Source organism: Rhodococcus sp. SBT000017, from assembly GCF_003688915.1.
Taxonomy (GTDB): Bacteria; Actinomycetota; Actinomycetes; order Mycobacteriales; family Mycobacteriaceae; genus Rhodococcoides.
In genome coordinates this window covers 2727542-2753338 of record NZ_REFU01000001.1, presented here as the reverse complement: position 1 = coordinate 2753338, position 25797 = coordinate 2727542, and the positions used below count along the sequence as shown (strand labels likewise).

The following is a 25797-nucleotide window of genomic DNA, read 5'->3' as shown; positions in this document are numbered from 1 at the left end:
CTATCGGCCGGTCAGGCCGCCGAGGGCTCCGCCGAGTCCGTCACCGACGCCGCCGACGACACCGCCGAGCCCGTCACCGACACCGCCGACCACTCCGCCGAGCCCGTTCCCGACGCCCTGTCCGACATCGCCGAGGGTGGGGCCCTGATAGCTGGGAACCTGCACGTTCGGTGCCGGGGGAACCTGCACGGCAGGCGGTTGGTAGTTGGGAACGGTCGGAGCAGTGACCGGCGGGATGGTCGGCACGGTTGCCGCGCCGTTACCCGCAGGCGCAGGTGCCGGGGCAGGGGATCCCGCGACCGGAGCCCCGGTCGCCGGGTCGATCTGTGTCACCGTGCCGTCGGCGTTGACCACCGTGGTGGGAGAACCCCCGGATCCGGGAGCGGCAGCGCCGTTCTCGCCGGTGGCCGCCGTCGTCGTCGCGGCATCCGCCACCGCCGCGGTGGTTCCCGGTGTCTCGGTGCTCGAGATCGAGGTCTCTGCATTCGATTCTGCCGGAGTGGTGTTGTCGGAGGTCAACGCCGTTCCCACCGACAGGCCTCCGCCGGCGAGAAGCGCGAGGACGAGAACGGATCCGGCCACGACGCCTGCCTTCTTACGGCCGGACATCCCTGCGTCGGATTCGACGGCGGTGGGCGTCGGTGCGGGCCGGGGAGTGGGGCGAGGCATCGGTGCGGCTGCCGCAGCGGACGCCACGGCCATGGTGGGCACCGCAGCCAGGGCTGCGGCGTTGTCGGCGGCGGTCGCGTCGGCGATGTCACTGCCGAGAATTGCGGCACCGATTGCGACGGTCAGTTCGGGCCGCGGTCCGGCCACCACGGGAGCGCGCAGTTCGGACGACATGAGTTCGGCGACCAGCGGGATGGCCGAACTGCCACCGACGAGGACCACCTGGTCGATGTCGGTGACGTCGAGGCCCGCGGCGGTGACGGCGTCGCGTACCACTCCGATCGAACCCAGCAGTGATGCGCGCACCAGTTCTTCGAGCTCGGAGCGCACCAGACGAACCTCGGTGTGCAGGCCCGGCAGGTCGACCGTCAGTGACGTCGACGTGTCGTAGGAGAGCTGTTCCTTCGCCTCGCCGCAGCGGGCTCGCAGTTCCACCAGCGCGCCGACGGTATCGGGATCGAAGGGATCGAACTCGAAGGACTGGCTTCCCGAGACGGTGTCGAGGACGTGCTGCATGATCGCGTGATCGAATTGCGCTCCGCCGAACTCCTGCGAGTGAATTCCGGTGCCGACGGGGCCTGCCTCGGAGCCGGTGCGCATCAGCGTGACGTCGAGTGCGGTCGCACCGAGGTCGTACACCACGGCCAGGCCGTCGGACTGTGGTCCGCGGGTGACTTCGAGCCACCGCATCGTGGCGACGGACTCCGGGACCAGCGTGACGTCGGCGAGTCCGGCGCGGTCCAGTGCTTCACCGAGAACCTCGGCGGTGTACGCGGTCCAGCGGGTGGGATGGGTGACGACGACGGTAGGGGCGGCGTCGGTTCCGGCGGAGACCTCGGCCACGAGTGCGCGAGTAGCGGTGGCATAGAGGTCCTCGGCGCGGTGACTGCGGCCGTCGTCGTCGATCAGCTCCACCGGATCGCCGACGCGGTCGGCGAATCCGCTGATCAGATTCCGCGTCGAACGGTCCCACAGCTCTGCCAGACGCGGGGCTTCGCCCGGACGGAGGTCGAGTGCCGAACGCTTGACCACCGAGGTGACGGGATCGGTGTCCAGTGCAGCCACCGCCGTCACCGAACCGATGCGTATGCCGAGCCCTGTCTCTGTCATTCCGCGGGCTCCACTCCTGCCGCTCATTGTCGTGTCGCCGCCTTCGTCTCGCCCTGCCGTCGGTACAACTGCCGTCACACGCACTGTCGGCAGAAGCTACCTATTCGTTACGTCTCACAGCAGGTTAGAGCGCACAACGAGAGAAATCCCCTAAAGCGCCGAGATCCCCTAATCGAAGTCCCCTGGCAACCCCCGGGGGAGTAGGGGGATCGGCCCCGTTGGGCGGGGGCTCCGAAGTGCATAGCTTTGTGATCAACCACGAAGTACCACTCGTCAAGGAGACCCACGATGGCTACCAACGCCGTACTCGATTTCATCCTCAGCCTGCTGCGCGACGACCAGGCCGCAGCTGCCTACTGCGCCAACCCCGAGACGACGCTGGCCGCCGCGGGACTCGGTGACGTCACTCATGCCGACATCGTCGCGGTGGCACCCCTGGTCGCCGAGTCGGGACTGTTCGCCGGTGCGGGCAGCCAGCTCTCGGCCATCCTGGGCGCAGGCGGATCCGCGGGACTCGACGGCGCACTCGCCGGAGGCGCGAGCCTCGGCGGCGGACTGTCGGCCGGACTCGGACTTGCCGCCGGTGCAGTAGCAGGCGGCGGACTCGCAGCAGGCGGCAGCCTGACCGGCGGCGTCGATGTGACAGGGGAAATCGCAGCGTCCCTGCAGGCAGCACTCGCCGCAGCACTGGCAGTCGGAGGCCAGATCGGTCTGGAGCTCGGCACCGCATTCGGCGGCGCATTCGACGCCTTGCTCGGTGCAGGTGCAGGCATCGAGGGTGGCCTCGGGCTCGGTGGCGGTCTGGATCTGGACCTCGACGGTCTGCTCGGCGGAACCGTCGGACTCGGCGCTGCACTGACCGGACTGATCGGAGCAGGCGCAGGCATCGGCGGCGAGATCAGCGGAGACATCGCCGCCCAGCTGCAGGCAGCACTCGACGCCGCCATCGGCGCGACCGGTGCCGTGGACCTCGGCGCTCTGGCCGACATCCAGGGCGGCCTGGCCGGCGCTCTCGGTGCGGTCTTCGGAGTCGGCGGAACCGTCGGCGCAGAGCTCGGCGCGGCCCTCGGAGGAGTCTTCGACGCCGCACTCGGTGCCGGAGCCGGACTGGACATCGCGGGTGACCTCGGTGCCGCTCTGACCGCGGGAATCGGCGGCGCACTCGGCGGACTGGGAACCATCGGAGCAGATCTGACCACCGACATCGGCGCAGCACTGGACGGCGCTCTCGGTGCAGGCAGCGCACTGGTCGGCGACCTCGCCGGCGGAGTCGGCGCGAGCCTGGGTGGTCTCTTCGCCGCAGACGGTGCCATCGCAGGATCCATCGGATCCGCACTCGGAGCCGTCCTCGACGCCGGTGCGCTCGCCGATCTCGATGTCGACGCTCTGCTGGCCGCGGGCGGCAACCTCGGCGCAGTGGTCGGCGGCGCACTGGGAACAGCGCTCGACCTCGACACCAGCGCAGTCGGCAGCCTCACCGCTGCTCTCGACGCCGCACTCGACGGCACGATCGGCGCAGGAGCCGGCATCGGCGGCGGACTTGTCGGCGGACTCGAAGGCGGAGTCGCGGGCGGAGTTGCCGGTGGCCTCGAAGGCATCCTCGGAACGGCATTCGGTGTCGGTGGAACAGCTGGAGCCCAGCTCGGTACCGCCCTCGAATCGGTACTCGACACCAGCGCAGCACTCGACCTCGGAGCCGCACTCGGTGCCGGAGCCGACGTCAGCGCCGGACTCGTCGGAGCGATCGACACAGCGGTTGCCGCCGGAGCAGACCTCTCGGGCACCGTCGAAGCAGCACTCGCCGGAGTCGGCGGAGTGGGCGCAGACCTGTCGGGCGGCCTGGCCGGAATCGGTGGACTGGGCGCGGGCCTCACCGGAGGACTCGCAGGCCTCGGAAACGTCGGTGCTGATCTGACCGGTGGCCTGGCAGCCGTCGGAAACGTCGGTGCTGATCTGACCGGTGGTCTGGCGGGTGTCGGAAACGTCGGTGCTGATCTGGCCGGTGGCCTGGGAGCCGTCGGAAATGTGGGTGCAGATGTGGCCGGTGGCCTGGGAGCCGTCGGAAATGTGGGTGCAGATGTGGCCGGCGGGCTCGCCGGTGTGGGTGATGCAGGTGCGGGCCTGACCGGTGGACTGGCCGGACTCGGCAGCCTCGGCGGCGGCATCGCAGGCGGCGTGGCAGGCGGAGTCGCCGGCGGCGTGGATGCTGCGGCCTCGGCCGGTGCCGGACTCGAAGGAGCCGTGTCCGGTGGCATCAGCACCGGAATCGATGCGGCAGCGTCCGCAGGTGCAGGCCTCGAAGGTGCCGCGGGCGGAGTCGTCGACGCCGGAACCTCGGTGGGCGGAGAGTTCGCCTCCAACGTCGGTGCAGGACTGGACACCGGTGCCTCGATCGGAGGCGACTTCGCGTCCACTGTCGGTGCGGGTTTGGATGCTGGTGCGGACGCTGCGGCTTCCGCGGGCGGCGGGTTTGATTCCGCTGCCGACATCGGTGGCCAGGCCGCGGGCAGCCTCACCGGTGGCCTGCAGTCGGGTGCCGAGGGACTGGCAGACGCCGGCGGCAGCCTTTCCTCCGCGGCGTCGGGATCGTTCGATCACTCCAGCTCGTTCGATTCCACGGCCACCGCGACCGGCACCGGCTGGTCGAGCGTCGACTCGGACGTCTTCGGTCAGGGCGAGGCCGATTCGAGCCTGTTCAGCGATTCGAGCCTGCACGGTTCGGTGGATTCGGCAGCGGACTCTCTCGGCCATGTGACCGTCGACCACGACTTCGACCCCACGCAGCCTTGATCCTGTCGCCTACGGGCGGGCATTGACACGATTCGGCCCCGAGTGTTCACCGACACTCGGGGCTGAGTCGTAGCTAGAGTTCGTTCCTGGGCGGATGTTGAGCCCAGGTACTGCGGAAGTCGAAAAGAACGGTTGTGAGCACGAGCGTATGGACGGGCAATCTACGGAGCTGGCCGAGCTGCTGAGCCGTACCGCGGCGGTGGCGACATCGGCGGGAAGATCCGACCTGGTGGATCGAGTCGAGGCGGCGCGCTCGCGAGTGTTGGATCCACGACGACGCATCATCGTGGTCGGACCGCTCAAGCAGGGCAAGAGTCAGTTCGTGAATTCGCTGCTCAATCTGACGGTGTGCTCGGTCGGCGACGACGAGACCACCGCCATCCCGACTGTGGTGTCCAACGCCGAGAGCCTGTCCGCGCAGCTCGTACTCGCCGATCCGGGCAACGAGCCCATCCGAGTCGACGTTCCGCCCGAGGAGATCACGACGGTCACCCCGGACAGTCCCCTCGCTCAGGGCCGGGAAGTGTTGCGCCTGGACATCGGCGTGGCGAGCCCGTTGCTCGCCGACGGCCTGGTCCTCGTCGACACCCCTGGCGTCGGCGGTCACGGAAATCCGCACGCTGCAGGCACTTTGGGCCTCATCCCGTCGGCCGACGCAGTGCTCGTCGTGTCCGACGCATCCCGCGAATTCACCGAGCCGGAACTGTCGTTCCTCCGCCAGGTGCAGGGACTGTGCCCGGCCGTGGCGGTGTTGATCACCAAGATCGATCTGTATCCGCACTGGCGGCAGATAGTCGAGGCAAATCGTGGACATCTGGAGCGCGCAGGCATCGACGTCCAGATGTTGCCGGTGTCGTCTCTGTTGCGTTCGCATGCACTGCGTTTGAACGACGAGGAACTCAACGCCGAGTCCGGCTTCCAACAGCTCTACGCGTTTCTGCGTGACAACGTGGTGGCCCGGGCGGATGTGCTGGCACGCTCCTCGGTCTCGCTCGATGTCCGATCGGTCACCGAGCACCTGACGCTCTCGTTCGGCAGTGAGCTTGCGGCACTGAAGGATCCGGAGCGGGCTGCCGCGGCTGTCGCCGGTCTGCAGCGTGCCAAGTCCGCTGCCGAAGAACTGCACAAGCGTTCGTCGCAGTGGCAGCAGACGCTCGGTGACGGAATCGCCGATCTCGCCTCCGACATCGATCACGATCTGCGCGACCGGTTGCGGCGCGTCACTCGGGAAGCGGAAGAGACCGTCGACGAGGGGGATCCGGGCAAGGACTGGCCGCAACTCGGCGAGTGGCTCGAGGAGCAGATCGCCGCGTCGGTGGGCGACAACTTCGTCTGGGCTCACGAACGGGCACTGTGGCTTTCGGAGTTGGTGGCCGAACACTTCGCCTCGTCCGGGGCGGCAGCGCTGCCCGATCTCGATCTCGGTGATCTGGACAACGTCCTCGATCCCGTTTCGTCCCTGGCCGAGCTGGAGTCCGGTCGCGTCGGGATCACCCAGAAGCTTCTCGTGGGAATGCGCGGGTCCTACGGCGGTGTGCTGATGTTCGGTCTGATGACCACGTTCGTGGGGCTGAGCCTGCTCAACCCGATCTCCATCGGCGCGGGAGTGTTGCTCGGTACCAAGGCGTACAAGGAGGACAAGGAGAATCGGATCAAGGCGCGCCGGTCCGAGGCCAAGATGGCGATCCGCCGTTTCACCGACGACGTCAGTTTTCAGGTGGGCAAGGAGTCCAAGGACCGACTGCGGCAGATCCAGCGAGTCCTGCGTGATCACTTCACCTCGATCGCCGAGCAGACGCTGCGTTCGCTCAACGAGTCGCTTCGGTCGGCGCAGGAGGCTGCGGCCGCCGACAACACGGACCGCACCGCTCGCATCGCTGCGCTGGAGAACGAGATGCGGGTGGTTGCCGAACTGAACTCTCGGGCAGTGGCACTCGTCAAGGACGTCGCGGTATGAGTGTGGCGGCTCTGGCTCGGGCACGCGACCTCATCTCGGCGGCACGATCGACGTACTCCGGTGATGCCGAAGCGTCCTGGATGCTCGACGAATGCCTGTACCGTCTGGACGAGCCGCTGCGAGTGGCCCTCGCGGGATCACTCAAGGCAGGAAAGTCCACCCTGCTCAATTCTCTTGTCGGGCAGGATATTGCCCCGACCGACGCAACCGAGTGCACGAAGGTCGTCACGTGGTACCGCAACGGCGTCACTCCTGCCGTCACGGCCTGGTACGACGGCGACCGGGCCGCGAACGTGCCGGTGCAACGGCGCGACGGGCGATTGACCTTCGACCTCGGGTCGTTGACGGCCGCACAGGTCGACCGACTCGACGTCGAATGGCCCGCAAGCGCTCTGGCGCAGACGACGATCATCGACACCCCCGGTACCTCGTCTCTCTCGCGAGACGTGTCGGCGCGCACGCTGGCGATGCTCACGCCCGAGAATTCGTCCTCGGGCGCAGACGCCGTCGTGTATCTGTTGCGCACCCTTAATGCCACGGACGTGTCGTTTCTCGGGCAGATCGGCGCACATGTGGGCGGCGATTCGGGACCGCTCGGGGTGATCGGTGTCGTTTCGCGGGCCGACGAGGTGGGTTCGGGGCGGATGGACGCGATGATGTCGGCCAAGGAAGTCGCTGCGCGATTCGCGTCCGAACTCGAGGCCACCGGCCTGTGTCAGGCGGTGGTTCCGGTCGCTGGATTGTTGGCGCTCGGCGCTGAAACGTTGCGGCAGAACGAGTTCGCAGCGTTCGAGATGCTCGCTACCGTGCCGACCGAGGATCTGCAGTTGGCGATGCTCTCGGCCGATCGGTTCGTACGCGCGGAGAGCACGCTGCCCGTCGACGCATCGCTGCGGGCCAGCATCGTCGACCGTTTCGGGCTGTTCGGCATTCGGATGGCAGTGACGTTGATTCGGCTCGGGGTGCGCGATTCACCCACGCTGGCTGCCGATCTGGTCGAGCGCAGCGGGCTGACCGAACTTCGTTCGGTGATCGACGTGCAATTCGGTCAACGCGCCGACCAACTGAAGTTGCATTCGGCTCTGGTTGCCCTGCAACGGATCCTGGAGTTCAGGCCGGAATCCCGCGCGCTGCGCACCGAGGCCGGCCGAATGCTCGCCGACGTGCACGGTTTTGCCGAACTGCGTCTGCTCGGCCGATTACGCTCCACCACACCGAAACTGCCCGACGGCGCGCTGCTCGAGCTGCAGCGCATCATCGGCGGCTTCGGCATCGCCGCCACCGAACGTCTCGATCTGCCTCCCGATGCCGGACGCGCTCAGCAGCGCGACACCGCGCTGGCGGCCGTGCACAAGTGGCGAGCATTGTCCGAGCATCCACTGCTGGACCGGTTCACCTCGACCTCGTGCGCCACGGCGGCCCGCAGCGCCGAAGGGATACTCGCCTCACTGGCGTGAGGATCCTCGGGGTATGAGGGCCACGATCGTGGCGGCCGCAGCAGTCCCCGCCACGACGAACGGCCCCCACTGCAGGACGCCGCCGAGCAGGGCGGAGGCGTCGGACACGAAGGTCGAGAACGTGACGGCCGCTCCAATGGTCAGGAGTCCGACCGCTCCCATCAGGACCTTGGACGACATCGCCGCGTTGCGCAGTAGATTCAGAGCGACGAATCCCAGCAGCACGAGCACCGCCGCTGCGGCCCCGCTGGAGAGCAGCGTTGCCGAGGCGGTGTTGCGGACGTCGGCGGCACTGGCCGTCGAATCCTGCTGTGACACCGCAGTTTCGACGCCGGAGAGCACCGACTCCCAGTTCAGGGCGATCGCGGCGGCCAACCCGAGGACCAGTGCCGCTGTCAGAGCCCACAGGACACTCGCGACCTTCGGCAGGACCGAGTGAGTGGGCTCCTGCCGTGGCCGCAGTGGCTCGACGGCAACATCGGGCCGCGGTGGTTGCGGTCGGGGAGGCCGGGGCTTCCGCGATGTCGGGTCGTTCTGTTCTTCGGCCACGTGCAGGAGTCTATCCGCCGGCGGTGACTTGCTGCGGTCTCAGCGCAGCACCACCGGCACACCCTCGTACGGACGCAGGGTCATCGGGAAGCTGTTCAGCTCGTCGACGGTGGCGATCTCGTTGTCGTCGGAGACGTCGATGGCAGTGGTGCCGGGCACCAGATGCTTCGACTGGATGGTCGCGCTGATCTCCTCGGACGAGAAGTTGAGCACCGTGGCCTGGATGGTTCCCTGCCCGAGCTCGTGCACCATCACCAGCAGGCCCTTGTGCGAGACCGTCGGAATGTCGATCTGCTGGGCGGTGGCGATACCGAACTTCTTGCGCAGCTCGATGATTCGGGCCAACTGGCGGGCGAACGACTGCGGATCCGCCAGCTGCTCCGGGAGCGAACCGTACAGGCTGCGCCCACGAGGGATGCCCGATTCCGACCGCACGGCCTCGGGGAAGTACCCCATCAGATCGTGTGCGCCGCGGTTGATCCAGCGGGTGTCGCCTTCGCGAATGAGGTCGTCGACCTCCTCGGCTGCGATCGGCAGGATGCCCAGCAGATCCCAGCCGGACAGTGCGAACACGCCCGGCTGCAACGCGTTGTACATCGCGAGCAGTAGGTGGGCCCGCTTGACCGTCTCGATGTCTCGCTCGTCCATCCGGTCCAGATCGCGGATGCCGAGCGATGCGGTGATCACACTTGCTGTGGTGCAAGCGATTCCGTTGGTGGTGAACGTCCGGTTGTACGGTGCCCAGCGCCCGGTGAGTCGATCGGTCAGTTCACCGCGGATGCGATCGCCCAGATCGCTGCCCTTGACAGCCTCGCCGCCGTAGGTGAACTCGTCCTCGGCGTGCAGGGTCGCGAAGTGGATCAGCTCGAACGTCATCTCGTCGTGGTTCTGCAACGCGTGCACAAGAGACGCCGTGTCGACGCCGTGATCGCGGGCCAGAGTCATGGTGAGCCTGAGGAATTCGGTGTTTCCCATGACGAGCGCATGCTGATAGGCCGGGCGATTGATGAAGTCGTACGACAGATCGGCACCGTTGGCACCCATGGCCTTGATGTCGTCGATCGTCAGGTTCAGCTCCTGGAAGGTGAACCCACCCATCTTGCGCACCACGCTGGCGATCAGATGGTTCGCCGCCTCGGACAGCGGATGGCCCTCGGACCAGCCCGGTCCTTCGGCTCGACGCTCCACACCGAGAAAACCGTTGGCGTCCAACCGCAATGCACCTGCACCCAGATCGGCGATGGAATGGCATGCGTCGCCGATCACCAGTCGCATTCCGGCGAAGGAGGGATCGAGCCAGTTGATCGACGGCTGACCGGCCTTGAAGTAGTGCAGGTACACCCAGCGACGCTCGACGCCGTCGATGCCGACGACGGGAGGCGTTGCGCTCCAGTTGGTTTCCTTCACGCCGAGCTCGTAGAAGATCACGCGCTGCAGCTGACCGATGATGTATCCGGCGCGGGCGAGATTGGCCTCGGCCTCGGCGTCGATGTTCTGCGAATCGGCCCCGGCGCGCACTCGCGGCAGCAGATGCCAGTCCTGCGGTTCGATCTCGACCATGTGGTAGATACCGGGGTAGTCGGCCACGGCCATCTCGGCGAGTCGGAAGTCCGCGCCTTTACCGGTGTGGCCTGGCACGATGTCGTCGATCACGATGCCGTCGTACGCCGAGGCCACCACGCAGAGGCGTCGGAACTCTTCTTCCGATCCGAACGCGGGGTCGATCTGCATGCCGATGCGGTCGAAGTGTCCGTCGACCGAGGGAGTCGGGCGCCAACCGTGGATGCCGCCGGCCACCTTCACCGGGCCGGTATGTACTGCGGTGACACCGATTTCGGAGAAGGCCTGCCACAATTTCTCGTCGCCGAGAGTGCTCAGGAAGCTCGTCTGCGGGGCGTTGATCACCGAGATGGGGTACGCGGTGAACCACACCGGTGCGCGCTCGACGGCGGCGCGAGGATCGGGGTCGGCATACGGGTTCTGCCACATGCTGCCCTTGCCCGAGAGTTGCTCGGCAATCAACTTGGCGTCCCGCAACATCGACTGTTCGGTGAGCCAGTCCACGTACTCGGGATTCGACGCCACCGGCTCGCTGTCGGGGGTGGGACTGTTGCTCCGATTGGCGCGACGCACTGATGGTCGAAGTGGTTTCGGCCGAGCCGGATAGAACTTCTCGTCGTAGGTGATCTCGCTCGGTTCGTGCTGCACTTCGGGATCCATGTGCCTCCGTAGCCTCGCTTTTCTTCAACCCTACGTAGGGCGCGGCCGATCCGCAGGGTTGTGGTTCCCCTAATCGACGACCGGTGAAACCTGGCTCGCCGACCGGTGAAACCTACGCCGAACTACACGGATGTGATTCGTCAGGGGCCTTTTCCTTCGATATGCGAACGTCATCGAATCGAGACCGCCTGGTGTGGAATGTCTGATTCCTTTAGGACATAGTGAGTCAGGTACCAACTGACCCATCTGTCACACCAGACTCATGAGTCACATCCCCTTCAGCTACAGGAGTTGTTCATGCGACGTCTTGCCCGCACATCGATCCTGGCCTCGACGGCCGCTCTGGCCGCCGCCATCGGTGCGGTTGCCCTCGCACCTGCCGCATCGGCCGAACCTGACCCCGAACCCGTCGGCCCGCTCGGCTCGGTCGTTCTCGAAAGCCCCGACCTGGTGGTGACCATGGCCGCCGTCTGCGACACCACGGTCGAGGACGCACCCGAAGGTGGCGTCGTCGCACTGCAGGTCAAGGTCGACAACGTGGGCGCAGACGACGCGTCGAACGTCAACGTCAACTACGGCGCACTGCCGGGCGTGCAGGGTCAGAACTTCGAGGAGACCATCGAAGCGGGCCAGTCCGTCACCTACTCGGTGCCCAGCGTCGACCGCGAATGGGTTGCTCGCCCCGCAGGTGCCGCAGCGTTCGCCAGTGCACTCGACGCCGATTTCATGAACAACATCACCGCCGGCCTGCTCAGTTACAGCTGCATCCCGGCCCCGGTCGAGGAGCCTGCCGAGTAGTTCCTCTCTCCACGCTTTCTCCCCGCTGCGCCGCGACGATCCCTGCTGATCGTCGCGGCGTACTGCTGTGGAGGGACTTCGCCCCACGTGAGCAGAAGCTCGTAGCGGGGGTCGAGTTTCCGCTCACGTGCGCGCAGCGCTCCTCCCGGGGAACAAATTCGCCACACCCTCCGTTGTGCAGGTCAGCAGCCTTGAGTGGATGAGGCTCAAGTTGGAAGTTGACGGAGAAGATCCCGTTGTGCAAACTTGAGCGGAGTTCGCTCACCCAGGGACTGAATCCACGCAATAACAGGAGGAAACATTATGGCTCGTGCGGTCGGTATCGACCTCGGGACCACCAACTCGGTCGTGTCCGTCCTCGAGGGCGGCGAACCGGTTGTCGTCGCCAACTCCGAGGGATCACGCACCACCCCGTCGATCGTCGCTTTCGCCAAGAACGGTGAAGTGCTGGTCGGCCAGCCCGCGAAGAACCAGGCGGTCACCAACGTCGATCGCACGATTCGCTCCGTGAAGCGCCACGTCGGCACGGACTGGAACGTGGAGATCGACGGCAAGAAGTACACCCCTCAGGAAATCTCCGCGCGCACGCTGCAGAAGCTCAAGCGCGACGCCGAGGCCTACCTGGGCGAGGAAATCACCGACGCGGTCATCACCGTTCCCGCCTACTTCGAGGACGCACAGCGTCAGGCCACGAAGGAAGCCGGCCAGATCGCCGGCCTCAACGTCCTGCGCATCGTCAACGAGCCCACCGCGGCCGCTCTCGCATACGGCCTGGACAAGGGCGACAGCGAGCAGACCATTCTCGTGTTCGACCTCGGTGGCGGCACGTTCGACGTCTCGCTGCTGGAAATCGGCGACGGCGTCGTCGAGGTCCGTGCGACGTCCGGCGACAACCACCTCGGTGGCGACGACTGGGACGAGCGCATCGTGACCTGGCTCGTCGACAAGTTCAAGGCTCAGAACGGCATCGATCTGACCAAGGACAAGATGGCGCTGCAGCGTCTGCGCGAGGCCGCCGAGAAGGCGAAGATCGAACTGTCCTCCGGGCAGAGCACCTCGATCAACCTCCCGTACATCACGGTCGACGGCGACAAGAACCCGCTGTTCCTCGACGAGCAGCTCAGCCGCTCCGAGTTCCAGAAGATCACCTCCGACCTGCTCGACCGCACCCGTGCGCCGTTCCAGGCAGTGGTCAAGGACTCCGGCATCGCCGTCAAGGACATCGACCACGTCGTGCTCGTCGGTGGTTCGACGCGTATGCCCGCAGTCTCCGAGCTGGTCAAGGAACTCTCCGGTGGACGCGAGCCCAACAAGGGCGTCAACCCGGACGAGGTCGTGGCCGTCGGTGCTGCACTGCAGGCCGGTGTCCTCAAGGGTGAGGTCAAGGACGTTCTGCTCCTCGACGTCACGCCGCTGTCCCTCGGCATCGAGACCAAGGGTGGCGTGATGACCAAGCTCATCGAGCGCAACACCACCATCCCGACGAAGCGGTCCGAGACCTTCACCACCGCTGACGACAATCAGCCCTCGGTGCAGATCCAGGTCTTCCAGGGTGAGCGCGAGATCGCCTCGCACAACAAGCTCCTCGGCTCCTTCGAGCTCACCGAGCTGCCCCCGGCTCCTCGCGGCGTCCCGCAGATCGAGGTCACCTTCGACATCGACGCCAACGGCATCGTGCACGTCACGGCCAAGGACAAGGGCACCGGCAAGGAGAACACGATCAAGATCCAGGACGGCTCCGGCCTGTCCAAGGAAGAGATCGACCGCATGGTCGCCGACGCGGAAGCTCACGCAGACGAGGACAAGGCTCGTCGCGAAGAGGCCGAGGTCCGCAACCAGGCCGAGTCCCTCGTCCACCAGACGGAGAAGTTCGTCAAGGACAACGAGGACAAGGTCGACGCCGAGCTCAAGGGACGCGTCGAAACCGCCATCGCCGACGCCAAGACGGCTCTCGCGGGCAGCGACATCTCGGCAGTCAAGACCGCCGTGGAGAAGCTCTCGACCGAGTCGCAGGCTCTCGGCACCGCCATCTACGAGGCTCAGGCCAAGGAGCAGGGCGGCGCAGAGGGTGGCGCGCAGGCCGCTGACGACGGTGTCGTCGACGCAGAGGTTGTCGACGAGCCCGCCGACGACACGGACAAGAAGTGACGTCGGGTAACACCGAGCAAGAACCGGTCACTTTCGTGGACAAGCGAAAGATCGATCCCGAGACCGGTGAAGTACGGGAAGGTGACGCAGTTCCGGAGCCCCTGGTGGGCACCGGGACCGCGCCCCAGCCCGACTCGGTGGACGAAGGGACCGTCGACGGTGACGTAGTGGAGGACCCGCGTGATACGCAGGTCGCCGAACTCACCGCAGATCTGCAGCGCGTCTCGGCGGAGTACGCCAACTACCGGCGTCGCACCGACCGTGAGAAGCAGACCGGAGCGGAGAACGCGAAGGCGTCCGTCGTCTCGCAGCTTCTTCCGGTTCTCGACGACCTCGAGCGAGCCCGCCAGCACGGCGATCTCGAAACCGGACCGCTCAAGGCAGTGGCAGACAAGTTGGCAGGGGTGTTCTCGAACATCGGCCTGACCACTTTCGGAGCCGAGGGCGACGCCTTCGACCCGGCCATCCACGAGGCCGTCTCCCACGAGGGCGACGGCAGCAGTCCGGTCGTCGGAACGCTGATGCGCAAGGGCTACAAGCTCGGCGAGCGCGTCCTGCGGACCGCGATGGTCGGCGTCGTGGACAGCGCAGGTCAGGACACAGCAACACCGGAATCGGATGCACCCGCGTCCGACGAGCAGTAGACAGAAATAGCGCGAGAGGAGGAAACGCCCGGTGAGCCAGCGGGAGTGGATCGAGAAGGACTTCTACAAGGAGCTGGGCGTTTCCTCCAGCGCGACTGCAGAAGAGATCAAGAAGGCGTACCGAAAGTTGGCCAGGGACAACCATCCCGACGCCAATCCCGGCAACGCCTCGGCCGAGAACAAGTTCAAGGCGGTCAGTGAGGCGCATGCCGTTCTCGCCGACCCGGCCAAGCGCAAGGAATACGACGAAGCACGACGGCTGTTCGCCTCCGGCGGCTTCGGTAGCCGTGGCGGCGGTGGATTCTCACCCGGCGCAGGCGGATTCGGCGGCGGTGGCCAGACCTTCGACGTCGGTGACATCTTCGGTCAGGGCGGCGGCGACGGCGGAATCGGCGACCTCTTCGGTGGCCTGTTCAATCGAGGCGGCGCACAGCAGCGCCCCCAGAACAATCGGCCCCGACGGGGCAGCGACGTCGAAACCGAGACCTCGCTGCAGTTCCGTGAAGCGGCGCAAGGCGTGACGGTCCCCTTGAAGTTGACCAGCCCGTCCTCGTGCACCACCTGCCACGGCAGCGGCGCGAAGCCCGGAACCAGCCCGCGGGTGTGCCCCAAATGCAACGGCCAAGGCGTAGTCAACCGAAACCAAGGCGCGTTCGGCTTCAGTGAGCCGTGCGACGACTGCCGCGGAACCGGATCCATCATCGACGACCCGTGCGTCGACTGCCGCGGAACCGGAGTGCAGAACCGCACCCGCACCATCACCGTGCGTGTCCCGGCCGGCATCAGTGACGGCCAGAAGGTGCGCCTCGCCGGTCAGGGCGAAGCCGGCCTGCGCGGAGCGCCGTCGGGCGATCTGTTCGTAACGGTTCGCGTCAAGCCCGACAAGGTGTTCGGCCGCACGGGCGACGACCTGACGGTGACCGTTCCGGTGAGCTACGGAGAACTGGTGCTCGGCACCACGCTGTCGGTGCCCACCCTCGAGGGGCGCGTCGGCGTGAAGGTTCCACCGGGAACCGTCGACGGCCGAGTGCTGCGGGTGCGTGGCCGCGGTATCCCGAAGAAATCCGGTACCGGCGATCTGATGGTGACCGTCAAGGTTGCCGTCCCACAGAAACTGGACGATGCTGCTACCGACGCTCTGAAGACTTATCTGGAAGCCGAGAAGGCCAGCGGATTCGACCCGCGGGCCGGGTGGGCAGGTGTGTGATGTCGGTCCCTCCCGAGGGTGGACCTGCGAAAGCCGGTGGCGGGCAAGCTGACCCCGACGCCCAGGTCTTCGTGATCTCCGTCGCGGCGCAGTTGGCGGGCATGCACGCGCAGACGCTGCGTACCTACGATCGACTCGGCTTGGTCACCCCTCATCGCACCACCGGCGGTGGGCGCCGCTACTCCCCGCGTGACGTCGCACTGCTTCGTGAAGTGCAGCGACTCTCGCAGGACGAAGGCGTCAACCTCGCCGGCATCAAGCGCATCATCGAGCTCACCAACCAGGTCGAGGCACTGCAGGCGCGGGTGTCCGAGCTGGCCCAGGATCTGGCCAACGTGCACGCCAGCTATCGCCGCGACCTGGTCCCGATCCAACGCAATGCCCTGGTGGTCTGGAAGCCGAAGCACCAGCGCTAGTTCGCTTCTTCGCAAACGCGCGCGCATTTGTCAGGTGCGCGCATTCTCGTCGGTCATTCGGTCACTATTCCGCGAGCGTTCAGCAAACGCGCGCGCATTTGCGCAGGCGTGCCGGGCGACGGTGCCGAACCTCGGGCAGAGCTGGCCCACCAGGGTTGAGCCGGTTCACGGGAGTTGAGTGGCGGGTCTCCTGCTCACTTCTTCGCAAACGCGCGCGCGTTCGTCAGGTGCGCGCGGATTCGCCAGCGATCGGGTCACCATTCCGCGCGCGTTCAGCAGACGCGCGCGCGTTTGCTGGCTCGACCCGGGGGCGGCGGTACCGGCAATGGGCGAACCGCGCGCGGGTTTGCGAGACACCCGGCGTCGGCCCCTATTCTGGTCCACATGCAGGCGTGGAGTTCGACGGTCGTTCAGTATCACCGCCTTCGGAACGATCTCGCGGTGATCAGACTCGAAGGCGACGCGGTGCCGTTCCAAGCCGGACAGTCGGTGTCGGTCACAGTTCCCCAGAACGCTGCGCTGACGCGGCGCTACTCACCCGCACTCCCGCCTTCGCGAGACGGAAAGCTGGAGTTCCACGTTCGAGCCGTTCCGGCCGGTTGGGTGAGCGGATCGATCGTCAACGAGACGCGGCCCGGTCATGTGTGGCAGATCAGCGATCCGCAGGGCAGTCTGCACGTCGACGATTCGGGGCGCGACGTCGTCATGATCGCGGGCGGTACCGGCCTCGCTCCGTTGCGCGCGATACTGCTCGACCTCACGCGCCGCGAACAGCCGCCGAACGTGACGCTGTTCGTCGGCGGCAAGTCTCCCCGCGACCTGTATGCCGGGGACATGCTGTGGTTGATGGCGGCGGAGTTCCCGTGGTTGACGGTGGTACCCGTGGTCGATCAACTGCACGAGCCGTGGGCGTCGGATCGATGGAACGACCGCATTCATGCCGAGATCGGTTCCAGCGCATCATTCTTCGAGCCCGAGCATTGCTGGGAGGGCAGTGTGGCCGACGTCGTCGCCACCCAGGGGCCGTTCCCGGATCGCCAGATCCTGGTCTGTGGCTCACCCGGAATGGAGGCGGCGACCGTGCGCGCGCTCGTCGAGATCGGCACACCACTAGACGCCATCCGCCGCTGAACGCTCAGAAATCAGGGCAGCTGCAGAATCCGTCGCAGATGCGCCAGGTCTTCGGCAGATATCGTCGTGAATTCCGGCGGAGGGGCGTCGGCGATGGCTCGGGCCTTCTCGGCGAGGAGGCGTCCGGCATCGGTGAGTCCGATGATTCGGCGTCGGCGATCGGTGGGGTCTTCGGTACGGACCACCAATCCACGTTTTTCCAACTCTCGAACGTTGAGCGAGACGTACGGCGCATCGGAGGCGAGGATCTCGGCCAGCTCGGTGACCGTCCGATCGCCCGTGAGCAATCTGGTCAGCAGCTTGGCTCGCAGAAAACTCATCCCGGTGGCGTCGGCGACGGCTCGGCGGGTGTCGTGCTTCTCGAGCATCAGCGCGCGCATCTCGCGCCAGACAAGGGCCGCCTCTGAGCCGGTCATACGAGCACCGGTTGGTCGATTCGTTCGGCGGTCGCGCGTGCCCATCGGCCGGTGGTGACCACTGCGAGCACGGTGACGACCACGCCTGCGCCTGCGATGACGAACCACGCTGGTACTGCGGCGGCGGTGAAGCCGTCGGAGATCTCGCCGACGATGCTCGCCGTGACGATGGATCCGACGACGGCCACGCCGAGCGATTGACCCACCTGCCTGCTCGTCGACGCGATGGCGGATGCCACTCCGGCCTGACTGCGCGGCATTCCGGACACCGCGGTGTTGGTGATCGGGGCGTTGACCATGCCGAAGGATATTCCGAAAATCACGTATGCGACGGCCAGCCACGCGAACGACGTCGTCGGAGTCAGTCGGGTGAGCATCAGCGCCGAGGCCACGAAGCCGATTCCCGCGACGAGCAGCGGAATGCGCGCTCCCAGGGTGCCGACGATGCGACCGGAGATCGGCGCGAAAATCAGCGTCATCAACGCCATCGGCAGGGTGTAGAGACCGGCGTGCAATGGTGAGTATCCGCGCACGTCCTGCAGGTAGAGGGTGTTGAGGAACAGAAATCCGCCGAGGGAAGCGAACGCGCACACAGCGATTACCGTCGCTCCGCTGAACGGCGCGCTTCGGAAGAACTTCAGTTGGATGAGCGGTTCCTCGATTCGCGACTCGACCACCAGTAGCCCGACGAGAGAGCCGACGGCGACGGCACCGGTGAACACGATCAGCGGCGATCCCCACCCCTTCGCGGGACCTTCGATGATGGTGAACACCAGGGACGCAAGGAACGCGAAGATCAGGAACTGGCCGGCGGGATCGAACTTGCGTGAGTGTTCGGCTTTGGATTCCGGGACGAATTTCAGTGTCATCGCCAGCGCGAAGATCCCGACGGGGACGTTGATCCAGAAGATGGACTGCCAGCCGGCACCGGTGACGAGGATGCCGCCCAGCGCTGGACCGGCCGACATGGAGATTCCGACGACGGCACCCCACATGCCGATGGCTCCGGCGCGTTCTTTCGGATCGGTGAAGGTGTTGGTGATGATCGACATCGCGACGGGATTCATCATCGAGCCACCGATTGCCTGGAGCATGCGGAAGGCGACGAGCCAGCCGAGCGACGGGGCGACGCTGCACAGCAGAGAACCGAGGACGAATGTTCCGGTGCCGATCAGGAAGAAGCGCTTGCGGCCGTACTTGTCGGCCATCGAGCCGCCGAGCATCAGCAGTGATGCCACGACCAGCGTGTATGCATCGATGATCCACTGCAGCCCCGAGACCGATGCATTCAGATCTGCGCGCATCGACGGCAGCGCGACGTTGACGATCGTGTTGTCGGTGCTGACGAGAAACAGACTCAGGCAGCAGATGCCGAGCACGAGATACCGGTGTCGTCGAGTCAGCTCGGCCACGTTCACCTCCGCGATAATGCTTGTATATCTACAACTATTACATGAGTACTCCTAAATTGTTCGACGAGCAAGTGAGATGCGGGCAGTGCATGCCCGATAGGGTGTGTGTCACAGACTTGCTCGAACCCGATTGCTCGCTGAATGGAGAACAACAGTGGCTTCCGAGATCGCACCAGGCGACCTGGTTCAGGCGTCCGGGCACGCCGGCCCGTGGAAGGTGCTCGAGATCCGTCAGGGTCTGGCGTTGCTCGAGCATCACGACGGCCATCGGTTGTCGGTACGCACCACCACGGTCGAGGTGGTGCGCAAGGCGTCGAGCAGTGAAGGTTCGGCTCGGCAGGACGAGACGGAGACCGACAGCCCCTCACTGTTCGACGAGAGCTGACTTACCTCCTCTTTCCGTCGACGGCGTATTTCTGGCGTAGCGACTTCGAGATCTGCTTGTACTCCCGCAGCTTCTCGCTGCGCGCTCGGGCGTCGTGCCGCGAGGTGACCCAGGCGTTCTCCCGCAACAGTTTTCGGTAGTTTCCCAACCTTCTCTCGGTGAGCTCACCCGCATCGACGGCGGCAAGGACCGCACATCCGGGTTCGTGTTCGTGCGCGCAATCGCCGAATCGACACGACGCGGCGAGTTGATCGATGTCGGAGAAAGCGCTCGCCACAGCGTCTTCCGATCCCTGGACGCCCACCGAACGCAAACCCGGGGTGTCCAACAGCACCAGGCTCGAGGAAGGAATCGGCACCAATTCCCGATGCACCGTCGTGTGCCTGCCTTTGCTGTCGCCCTCGCGGGTAGCACCGGTAGCGAGAACCGAACCACCCAACAGGGCGTTGCCGAGTGTCGACTTTCCGGATCCCGACGGTCCGATCAGTGCAACCGTGCCGCGCAGATGTGCTGCCAGCGAATCGATTCCGCCGTCCGACACTGCACTGGTGCTGCACACGGTGACGCCCGGCGCGGCGGCCAGCAACAATTCTTCGGCGACGCTACCGCTGTCGGTCTTGGTGATCGCGAGAACAGGAACAGCGCCGCTGCCCCAGGCGAGGGTGATGTAGCGCTCGACGCGACCGAGGTCGAGGGCGGTGTCCGACGCCACCGTGACGACAACGGTATCGACGTTGGCTCCGAGAACCTGTGTGTCGGATGTGGTTCCGGCGGAGGCGCGTTCGATGGCGGTCCGGCGCGGGAGAATGGCCATCAGCCGGAACGATTCTTCGTCGAGTGCCACCCAATCCCCGGTACAGATGGCACCGCCCGTACATCGAGCGATTCCGTTCTCGGTGACGGCATCGAATCCACCGCGGTCGACGCGAACGACGCGGGCGAGAACTGCGTCCTGAGAGAGCTTTTCGAACTCATCCAGCCAATGCTGATCGAGGCCGTAGTGAAGTAGAGAGGACATGCGAGGGTTCCTTCGGAGAGGAGTGACGTGGGCTCGGGTGTGCGCTCGTCCAGGTGGCCACGATGCCCACCTCCTCACTGTTGGAATGCATGAAAAGAAACCGTCGACGGCAAAGTAGCAGCCGTCGACGGTTTCTGAGAAGCGAATTTATCGGGTGAGGTTGGTGCCCTCCGCCGGTGCTGCGAGCGCGGTCAGGAAGGAGCGGGCCCAGCGATCGACGTCGTGGGCGAGAACCTGCCTGCGCATGGCGCGCATCTGGCGCTTGCCCGCCTCCGGTTCCTGTTCGAGGGCTCCGATGATCGCGTCCTTGACGCTGTCCAGGTCGTGTGGGTTGCACAGGTATGCCTGGCGCAGTTCGGCTGCGGCACCGGTGAATTCGCTGAGCACCAGGGAACCACCGAGATCGCTGCGGCAGGCCACGTACTCCTTGGCGACGAGGTTCATGCCGTCGCGCAGCGGAGTGACCAGCATGACGTCGGCGGCGACGAAGTAGGCCAGCAGGTCGTCGCGGGGGATCGGCCGGTGCAGGTAGTGCACCACCGGGTGGCCCACCTGGCCGTATTCGCCGTTGATGCGTCCCACCTGCTGCTCGATTTCGCCGCGCATCGCGACGTAGCTCTCGACGCGTTCACGGCTGGGCGTCGCCAACTGCACGATGACGTTCTCGGCCGGGTCGACGCGGCCCTCTTCGAGCAGTTCGCGGAACGCGTTGAGCCGAACGTCGATTCCCTTGGTGTAGTCCAGGCGATCGACGCCGAGCATGATGCGCTTGGGGTTGCCCAGATCCTTGCGCAGTTGCTTGGCGCGATCGCGGACGGCCTTGGAACGCGATTTGGTGTCGAGGTCACCGGAATCGATGGAGATCGGGAACGCGCCGACTCGCACGGTCCGGAAGCCGACCTGCACGACGCCCAACTTGGACCGCACTCCGACGGTTCCGCGGGACGTGGTTCCCCCGGCGAGGCGTCGGGCAAGGTAGAGGAAGTTCTGCGCGCCGCCGGACAGGTGGAAACCGATGAGGTCGGCACCGAGCAGTCCTTCGACGATCTCGGTGCGCCACGGCATCTGCATGAACAGCTCGATCGGCGGGAACGGGATGTGCAGGAAGAACCCGATGGTCAGGTCGGGGCGCAGCATCCGCAGCATCTTCGGGACGAGCTGGAGCTGATAATCCTGGATCCAGACCGTCGCGCCCTGTGCTGCAGCCTCGGAGGTCTTCTCGGCGAACCGTCGGTTGACCTCGACGTAGGCGTTCCACCAGTCGCGGTCGTACTCCGGCTTGACGATGACGTCGTGATAGAGCGGCCACAGCGTCGCGTTGGAGAAGCCCTCGTAGTACTGGGTGTATTCCTTCTCGCTGATCGTGACCGGACGCAGCTGCAAGCCGTCCTCGACGAAGGGTTCGACGTCGACGTCCGAGACGCCGACCCACCCCACCCACGCGCCCTTGTTGGCGCGCAGAATCGGTTCGAGAGCGGTGACCAACCCGCCAGGGCTTCGCTTCCATCGCGTGCTCCCGTCCGGGAGCTTTTCCATATCGACCGGCAACCGGTTGGCTACGACGACAAAATCCGAACCCTGCGAGGCGTCAGCCACAACTGTCCAATCCGCTTGTAGATCCTTGGGTAAACAGTCCTGCGAAGAGTGTCAGTCGGTCTTCGCTACGGGATCTATACCCAACATCGACAGCAACATGCGGCATTCGTCGGCATCGGTCGCGTAGGCCGCGACGACGCGCTGAGCCTGGCTGGCCGTCTCGTACTCGAGTGGGACGATGTCTTCGTCGGCGATGTCGTTGTCGGTGGAGGTCTTGGCAGGCATGGTGTTCTCCGTACTCTCTGCTGGGCTTACACGGTGTTCGTTGGTCCCGACTCTATGTAAATGTGGCGCCCCATCGCCAGTTCCCGATGCCATAGGCTGCAGCAAATGACCGATTCTGTGCCGCTCCGCCATGCTCGGACAGTGGTGGAGGTGCCTTCTCCGGCCACCGGCTCCGCGATTCTGCGCCGTACCGTACGACGGCATCGCACCCGCCTGATCGTCTCGTCGCTGCTGTTCGGGGTGCATCAACTGTGCGAAACGATGGTCCCGGTGGCGATCGGACTGATCGTCTCGCGGGCCATCGACACCGGTGATGTGACCGCGATGGTTGTCTCGTTGGTCGGTCTGGCGGCCTTGTTCGTCACCCTGTCGTACGCGTGGCGTATCGGTGCCCGCATCATCGTCGTCGCGATCGAGCGGGAGGCGCATCTGGTGCGCGTGGAGGTCGCCGGCCGCGTCCTCGATCCGCGGGGTGTGCGTACCGAGCTGTCGGCGGGGGAGCTGCTGACGGTCTCGACGTCCGACGCCGAGAAGGAGTCGTGGATCCTCGATCTGATCGCGCGGGTCTTCGCATCGGCCGTGGCGGTCGTCGCGTCTGCCGTAGCGCTGATCGTGATCGACGTTCCGCTCGGTCTCGCCGTGGTCATCGGGACGCCGGTCATCCTGATCGCGCTGCAACGTCTCGCTCCGTTGCTCACTCGTGCTGCCACCGCGCAGCAGGCCGAGGTGGCCACTGTGTCGGGTATGGCCACCGATCTGGTCAGCGGTGTTCGGCCGCTACGCGGAATCGGTGCCGAGAATGCCGCGACGCAGCGATTCGTGACGTCGAGTCGAACGGCGTTGGCCGCGACTCTGAAGCTGGCTCGCGCAAACAACGTCTATCAGGGCCTCTCGGCGACGGTCAACGCGTTGCTGGCCGTCGGGATCGCCGGTACCGCAGGTTGGTTCGCGCTGCAGGGCCGCATTTCGGTCGGTGAGTTGATCACCGTCATCGGCCTTGCGCAGTTCGTCATCGAACCCCTGACCGGATTGGCGAGGATCCCCGGCGTCGTGGCGATGGTGCGCGGATCGGCCGACCGGCTGGCCCTGGTGCTCGGTGCGGATCACGTTCTGCCGCAGTCGGAATCGGCGGTGCCCGCAGGCTCCGACCTCGGTGTCGACGACATTCGGTTCCGATCGCTCGACGGGCTCACGTTCCGTGCAGAACCGGGCGAGATGCTCGGTGTGGTCGCCTACCGGCCGCAGGACGGGGAAGCGCTCGCCGCGCTGCTGTCCGGTCAGATCTCCGACGCCGACTACACCGGATCGGTTCGCATCGGCGGCATTCCGGCGGGAGAGATCGATCTTCGACGCGCCCGCGAGACCGTGCTCGTCGAACCCCACATCACCGACCTGTTCGCGGGCACCGTCCGCAGCAACGTCACCGCCGGCCGGGAGCGGCCCGACGCCGAACTCGATGTCGTGCTGCAGGCCTCCGCGGCCACCGACGTCGTCGAATTGCACGCGGCCGGTCTCGATCACGCCGTCACCGACCGCGGAGCCAGCCTGTCCGGCGGCCAACGCCAGCGAGTCGCGTTGGCGCGAGCACTGTCCGTCGACGCCCCGGTCCTGGTCCTGCACGATCCCACCACCGCCGTCGACGCCGTCACCGAGCACGCCATCGCCCGCGGGATCGCCGAACTCCGGCACACCGAACGAGCGTCGCAGACAACGATTCTCATCACCACGAGCCCCGCGCTGCTGTCGGTGACCCATCGCGTTCTCGTCGTCGACGACGGCCGCGTCGTCGCCGAGGGAACGCACCACGATCTCGCGTCCTCGGACGCGCAGTACAAGGAGACGGTGCTGCGATGACCGCCCCCGAACTGCTTCCCATCGCCACCGGTGCGCGCTCCGGTCGGTGGTTGCTGGAACAGCTGAAGCTGCGAAAGACCCGGACAGCGGTGACGCTGCTGCTCGGCGCAGTTGCCGCGGCCATGTCGCTGGTGCCCGTCTACGTACTCGGTGTTCTGGTCGACCGCGTCCGCGACGGTGCAGACACGTCGGCGATCGTCGGGGTCGTCGTGGTGATCTCGGTGGCCGCGGTGATCGGCGGCATCGTCACCGGCTTCAGCGGCTACCTCATCAGCACACTCGGTGAGGGCATTCTGGCGTCGCTGCGCGAGGCCGTCGTGCGGCGCGCACTGCATCTGCCCGTTGCCACACTGGAACGAGTGGGCAAGGGCGACTTGCTCTCCCGGGTGGGCGACGACGTCGCGGTGATGGCCAAGTCGATCGGCGAGGTGATCCCGCAGCTCGTCGGGGCGTTCCTGCTCGTATGCCTGAGCATGATCACGATGCTCGGCATCGACTGGCGGCTCGGCCTGGCTGGGCTCGTCGCGCTGCCGATGTATGTGCTTGCGCTTCGGTGGTATCTGCCGCGCTCGGCACCGAAGTACGCGGCCGAACGGGTCGCGATGGGCGAGCGAGCCCAATCGTTCGTCAGCAGCATGCAGGGCGCGAAAACCGTTCGCGCGTACGGGCTCGAGTCGGCGCACCTGGGCGAGATCGACAGAGCGTCGGCGAAGGCCCGGGACATCGGCGTCGACGTGTTCCGGTTGTTCACCCGATTCGGATCGCGGAGCAATCGCGCCGAATGCGTCGGATTGTCGGTGATCCTGCTGGCCGGATTCCTGCTCGTGCGAGGCGATAACGTCACCGTCGGCGAGACCACAGCCGCAGCGCTGCTGTTCCACCGCCTGTTCAATCCGATCGGCACCCTGCTGTTCACATTCGACGACATCCAGTCCGCCGGAGCATCGTTGGCGCGCCTGGTCGGTGTCATCGACATTGCCGACGAGCGACCCGTGGGCGACGGTTCCGTACCCGCCGACGCCACCTTGGACGTCACCGATCTGCGGCACGAGTACGAATCCGGCCACGAGGTGCTGCACGGAGTGAACCTGCGGGTCGGCGCGGGCGAGACCGTCGCACTCGTCGGATCCACCGGCGCAGGCAAATCCACGATCGCAGCTATCGCGGCCGGTTCCATGGCGTCGACGTCCGGGACGGTTCGAGTCGGCGGTGCATCGCTGGATGCGCTGGGTAGCGCAGGATTACGGCGGCACGTGGCGATCGTCAGTCAGGAAGTCCACGTGTTCGCCGGCCGATTGATCGACGACGTGCTGCTCGCCGCCCCGGATGCCGGTCGCGACAACGTCGAAGCCGCGCTGCGCACAGTCGGAGCGTGGGCATGGGTCGAGGCGCTCGAGGAGGGCCTGGACACCGCGGTCGGCGAGGGGGGACACCAGTTGACCGCGGCCCAGTCGCAGCAATTGGCCTTGGCGCGACTGGTTCTCGCCGATCCGGCCGTCGCCGTGCTGGACGAGGCCACCGCGGAAGCCGGCAGTTCCGGTGCGCGAGACCTCGAAGCGGCGGCCGAGGCAGCGACCAGGGGGCGCAGCACGTTGATCGTCGCGCACCGGTTGACCCAGGCTGCTGCCGCCGACCGCGTGGTGGTTCTCGAACACGGCAGAATTCTGGAGCAGGGTCCGCACGAGGAGCTGGTCGCCGCCGGTGGGCGATACGCACAGTTGTGGGAGGCGTGGCAGGGTCGCTGACTGCTGTAGGGATTTGCCTAAAGGTATTAGGTTTGGATACGGTGTCCTCG

General features: G+C 66.1%; 20 protein-coding genes. 12 read left to right on the top strand and 8 right to left on the bottom strand.

Annotated features, from left to right (window positions below; all coding sequences use genetic code 11):
- The gene (locus AYK61_RS12730; protein WP_121871017.1) at nt 1-1779 is read right to left on the bottom strand and encodes an Hsp70 family protein; all 1779 of its coding nucleotides are present in this window, start codon (nt 1777-1779) and stop codon (nt 1-3) included.
- Nucleotides 1780-2067: 288 nt separating this feature from the next.
- Here AYK61_RS12730 and AYK61_RS28170 point away from each other — a divergent pair, with 288 nt between their 5' ends.
- The 3 genes from AYK61_RS28170 (at nt 2068) to AYK61_RS12715 (ending at nt 7983) form a co-directional block, all read left to right on the top strand.
- Complete coding sequence (locus AYK61_RS28170; protein ID WP_121871016.1) at nt 2068-4569, top strand: IniB N-terminal domain-containing protein; 2502 nt, start codon at nt 2068-2070, stop codon at nt 4567-4569.
- Between the two features lie 148 nt (nt 4570-4717).
- On the top strand, nt 4718-6526 hold the full coding sequence (locus tag AYK61_RS12720; protein WP_121871015.1) for a dynamin family protein: 1809 nt from the start codon (nt 4718-4720) through the stop codon (nt 6524-6526).
- The gene (locus tag AYK61_RS12715) at nt 6523-7983 is read left to right on the top strand and encodes a dynamin family protein (RefSeq protein ID WP_121871014.1); all 1461 of its coding nucleotides are present in this window, start codon (nt 6523-6525) and stop codon (nt 7981-7983) included. The genes AYK61_RS12720 and AYK61_RS12715 overlap by 4 nt, the downstream gene beginning before the upstream one ends.
- Here the strand turns inward: AYK61_RS12715 and AYK61_RS12710 are convergent.
- Nucleotides 7972-8532, bottom strand: coding sequence for a hypothetical protein (locus tag AYK61_RS12710; protein WP_121871013.1), 561 nt, complete (start codon nt 8530-8532; stop codon nt 7972-7974). The two genes, AYK61_RS12715 and AYK61_RS12710, sit on opposite strands and share 12 nt — an antisense overlap.
- A 39-nt stretch (nt 8533-8571) precedes the next feature.
- Nucleotides 8572-10752: a maltose alpha-D-glucosyltransferase gene (gene treS, locus AYK61_RS12705; RefSeq protein WP_121871012.1), complete on the bottom strand. Its 2181-nt coding sequence runs from the start codon at nt 10750-10752 to the stop codon at nt 8572-8574.
- Between the two features lie 297 nt (nt 10753-11049).
- Here treS and AYK61_RS12700 point away from each other — a divergent pair, with 297 nt between their 5' ends.
- The 6 genes from AYK61_RS12700 (at nt 11050) to AYK61_RS12675 (ending at nt 17096) form a co-directional block, all read left to right on the top strand.
- On the top strand, nt 11050-11550 hold the full coding sequence (locus AYK61_RS12700; protein ID WP_121871011.1) for a Pro-kumamolisin, activation domain family protein: 501 nt from the start codon (nt 11050-11052) through the stop codon (nt 11548-11550).
- A 303-nt stretch (nt 11551-11853) separates the two neighbouring features.
- A complete protein-coding gene (gene dnaK, locus AYK61_RS12695; RefSeq protein ID WP_121871010.1) occupies nt 11854-13698 on the top strand; it encodes a molecular chaperone DnaK in 1845 nt (614 codons plus the stop codon).
- The gene (gene grpE, locus AYK61_RS12690; RefSeq protein ID WP_121871009.1) at nt 13695-14342 is read left to right on the top strand and encodes a nucleotide exchange factor GrpE; all 648 of its coding nucleotides are present in this window, start codon (nt 13695-13697) and stop codon (nt 14340-14342) included. The genes dnaK and grpE overlap by 4 nt, the downstream gene beginning before the upstream one ends.
- Nucleotides 14343-14373: 31 nt before the next feature.
- Entirely contained in the window at nt 14374-15549 is a 1176-nt protein-coding gene (gene dnaJ / locus AYK61_RS12685) for a molecular chaperone DnaJ (RefSeq protein WP_121871008.1), read from the top strand.
- Nucleotides 15549-15965: a heat shock protein transcriptional repressor HspR gene (locus AYK61_RS12680; RefSeq protein WP_121871007.1), complete on the top strand. Its 417-nt coding sequence runs from the start codon at nt 15549-15551 to the stop codon at nt 15963-15965. The genes dnaJ and AYK61_RS12680 overlap by 1 nt, the downstream gene beginning before the upstream one ends.
- A gap of 384 nt (nt 15966-16349) precedes the next feature.
- The gene (locus AYK61_RS12675) at nt 16350-17096 is read left to right on the top strand and encodes an FAD-binding oxidoreductase (RefSeq protein ID WP_121871006.1); all 747 of its coding nucleotides are present in this window, start codon (nt 16350-16352) and stop codon (nt 17094-17096) included.
- 11 nt (nt 17097-17107) lie between these two features.
- Here the strand turns inward: AYK61_RS12675 and AYK61_RS12670 are convergent, their stop codons facing one another.
- On the bottom strand, nt 17108-17512 hold the full coding sequence (locus AYK61_RS12670) for a MarR family winged helix-turn-helix transcriptional regulator (protein WP_121871005.1): 405 nt from the start codon (nt 17510-17512) through the stop codon (nt 17108-17110).
- Nucleotides 17509-18924 carry an MFS transporter gene (locus AYK61_RS12665; protein ID WP_121872704.1) on the bottom strand — a complete coding sequence of 472 codons (1416 nt, stop codon included), beginning with the start codon at nt 18922-18924 and terminating at the stop codon, nt 17509-17511. Before AYK61_RS12665 ends, AYK61_RS12670 begins: the two co-directional genes overlap by 4 nt.
- Nucleotides 18925-19078: 154 nt before the next feature.
- Between AYK61_RS12665 and AYK61_RS12660 the strand changes: the two genes are divergently transcribed.
- Nucleotides 19079-19309 (top strand): hypothetical protein, encoded by a 231-nt coding sequence (locus AYK61_RS12660; protein WP_121871004.1) that lies wholly within the window; start codon nt 19079-19081, stop codon nt 19307-19309.
- Nucleotide 19310: 1 nt separating this feature from the next.
- Here the strand turns inward: AYK61_RS12660 and rsgA are convergent, their stop codons facing one another.
- The 3 genes from rsgA to AYK61_RS27305 all read right to left on the bottom strand — a co-directional run bounded on the left by rsgA (nt 19311) and on the right by AYK61_RS27305 (nt 22148).
- Nucleotides 19311-20327: a ribosome small subunit-dependent GTPase A gene (gene rsgA, locus AYK61_RS12655; protein ID WP_121871003.1), complete on the bottom strand. Its 1017-nt coding sequence runs from the start codon at nt 20325-20327 to the stop codon at nt 19311-19313.
- A 147-nt stretch (nt 20328-20474) separates the two neighbouring features.
- The gene (locus tag AYK61_RS12650; protein WP_121871002.1) at nt 20475-21923 is read right to left on the bottom strand and encodes a trehalose-6-phosphate synthase; all 1449 of its coding nucleotides are present in this window, start codon (nt 21921-21923) and stop codon (nt 20475-20477) included.
- A gap of 51 nt (nt 21924-21974) precedes the next feature.
- A complete protein-coding gene (locus AYK61_RS27305; RefSeq protein WP_008710019.1) occupies nt 21975-22148 on the bottom strand; it encodes a hypothetical protein in 174 nt (57 codons plus the stop codon).
- Nucleotides 22149-22253: 105 nt separating this feature from the next.
- Here AYK61_RS27305 and AYK61_RS12645 point away from each other — a divergent pair, with 105 nt between their 5' ends.
- Nucleotides 22254-24002 (top strand): ABC transporter ATP-binding protein, encoded by a 1749-nt coding sequence (locus AYK61_RS12645; RefSeq protein WP_259468033.1) that lies wholly within the window; start codon nt 22254-22256, stop codon nt 24000-24002.
- Nucleotides 23999-25747 (top strand): ABC transporter ATP-binding protein, encoded by a 1749-nt coding sequence (locus AYK61_RS12640; RefSeq protein ID WP_121871001.1) that lies wholly within the window; start codon nt 23999-24001, stop codon nt 25745-25747. The genes AYK61_RS12645 and AYK61_RS12640 overlap by 4 nt, the downstream gene beginning before the upstream one ends.
- Nucleotides 25748-25797: the final 50 nt, after the last annotated feature.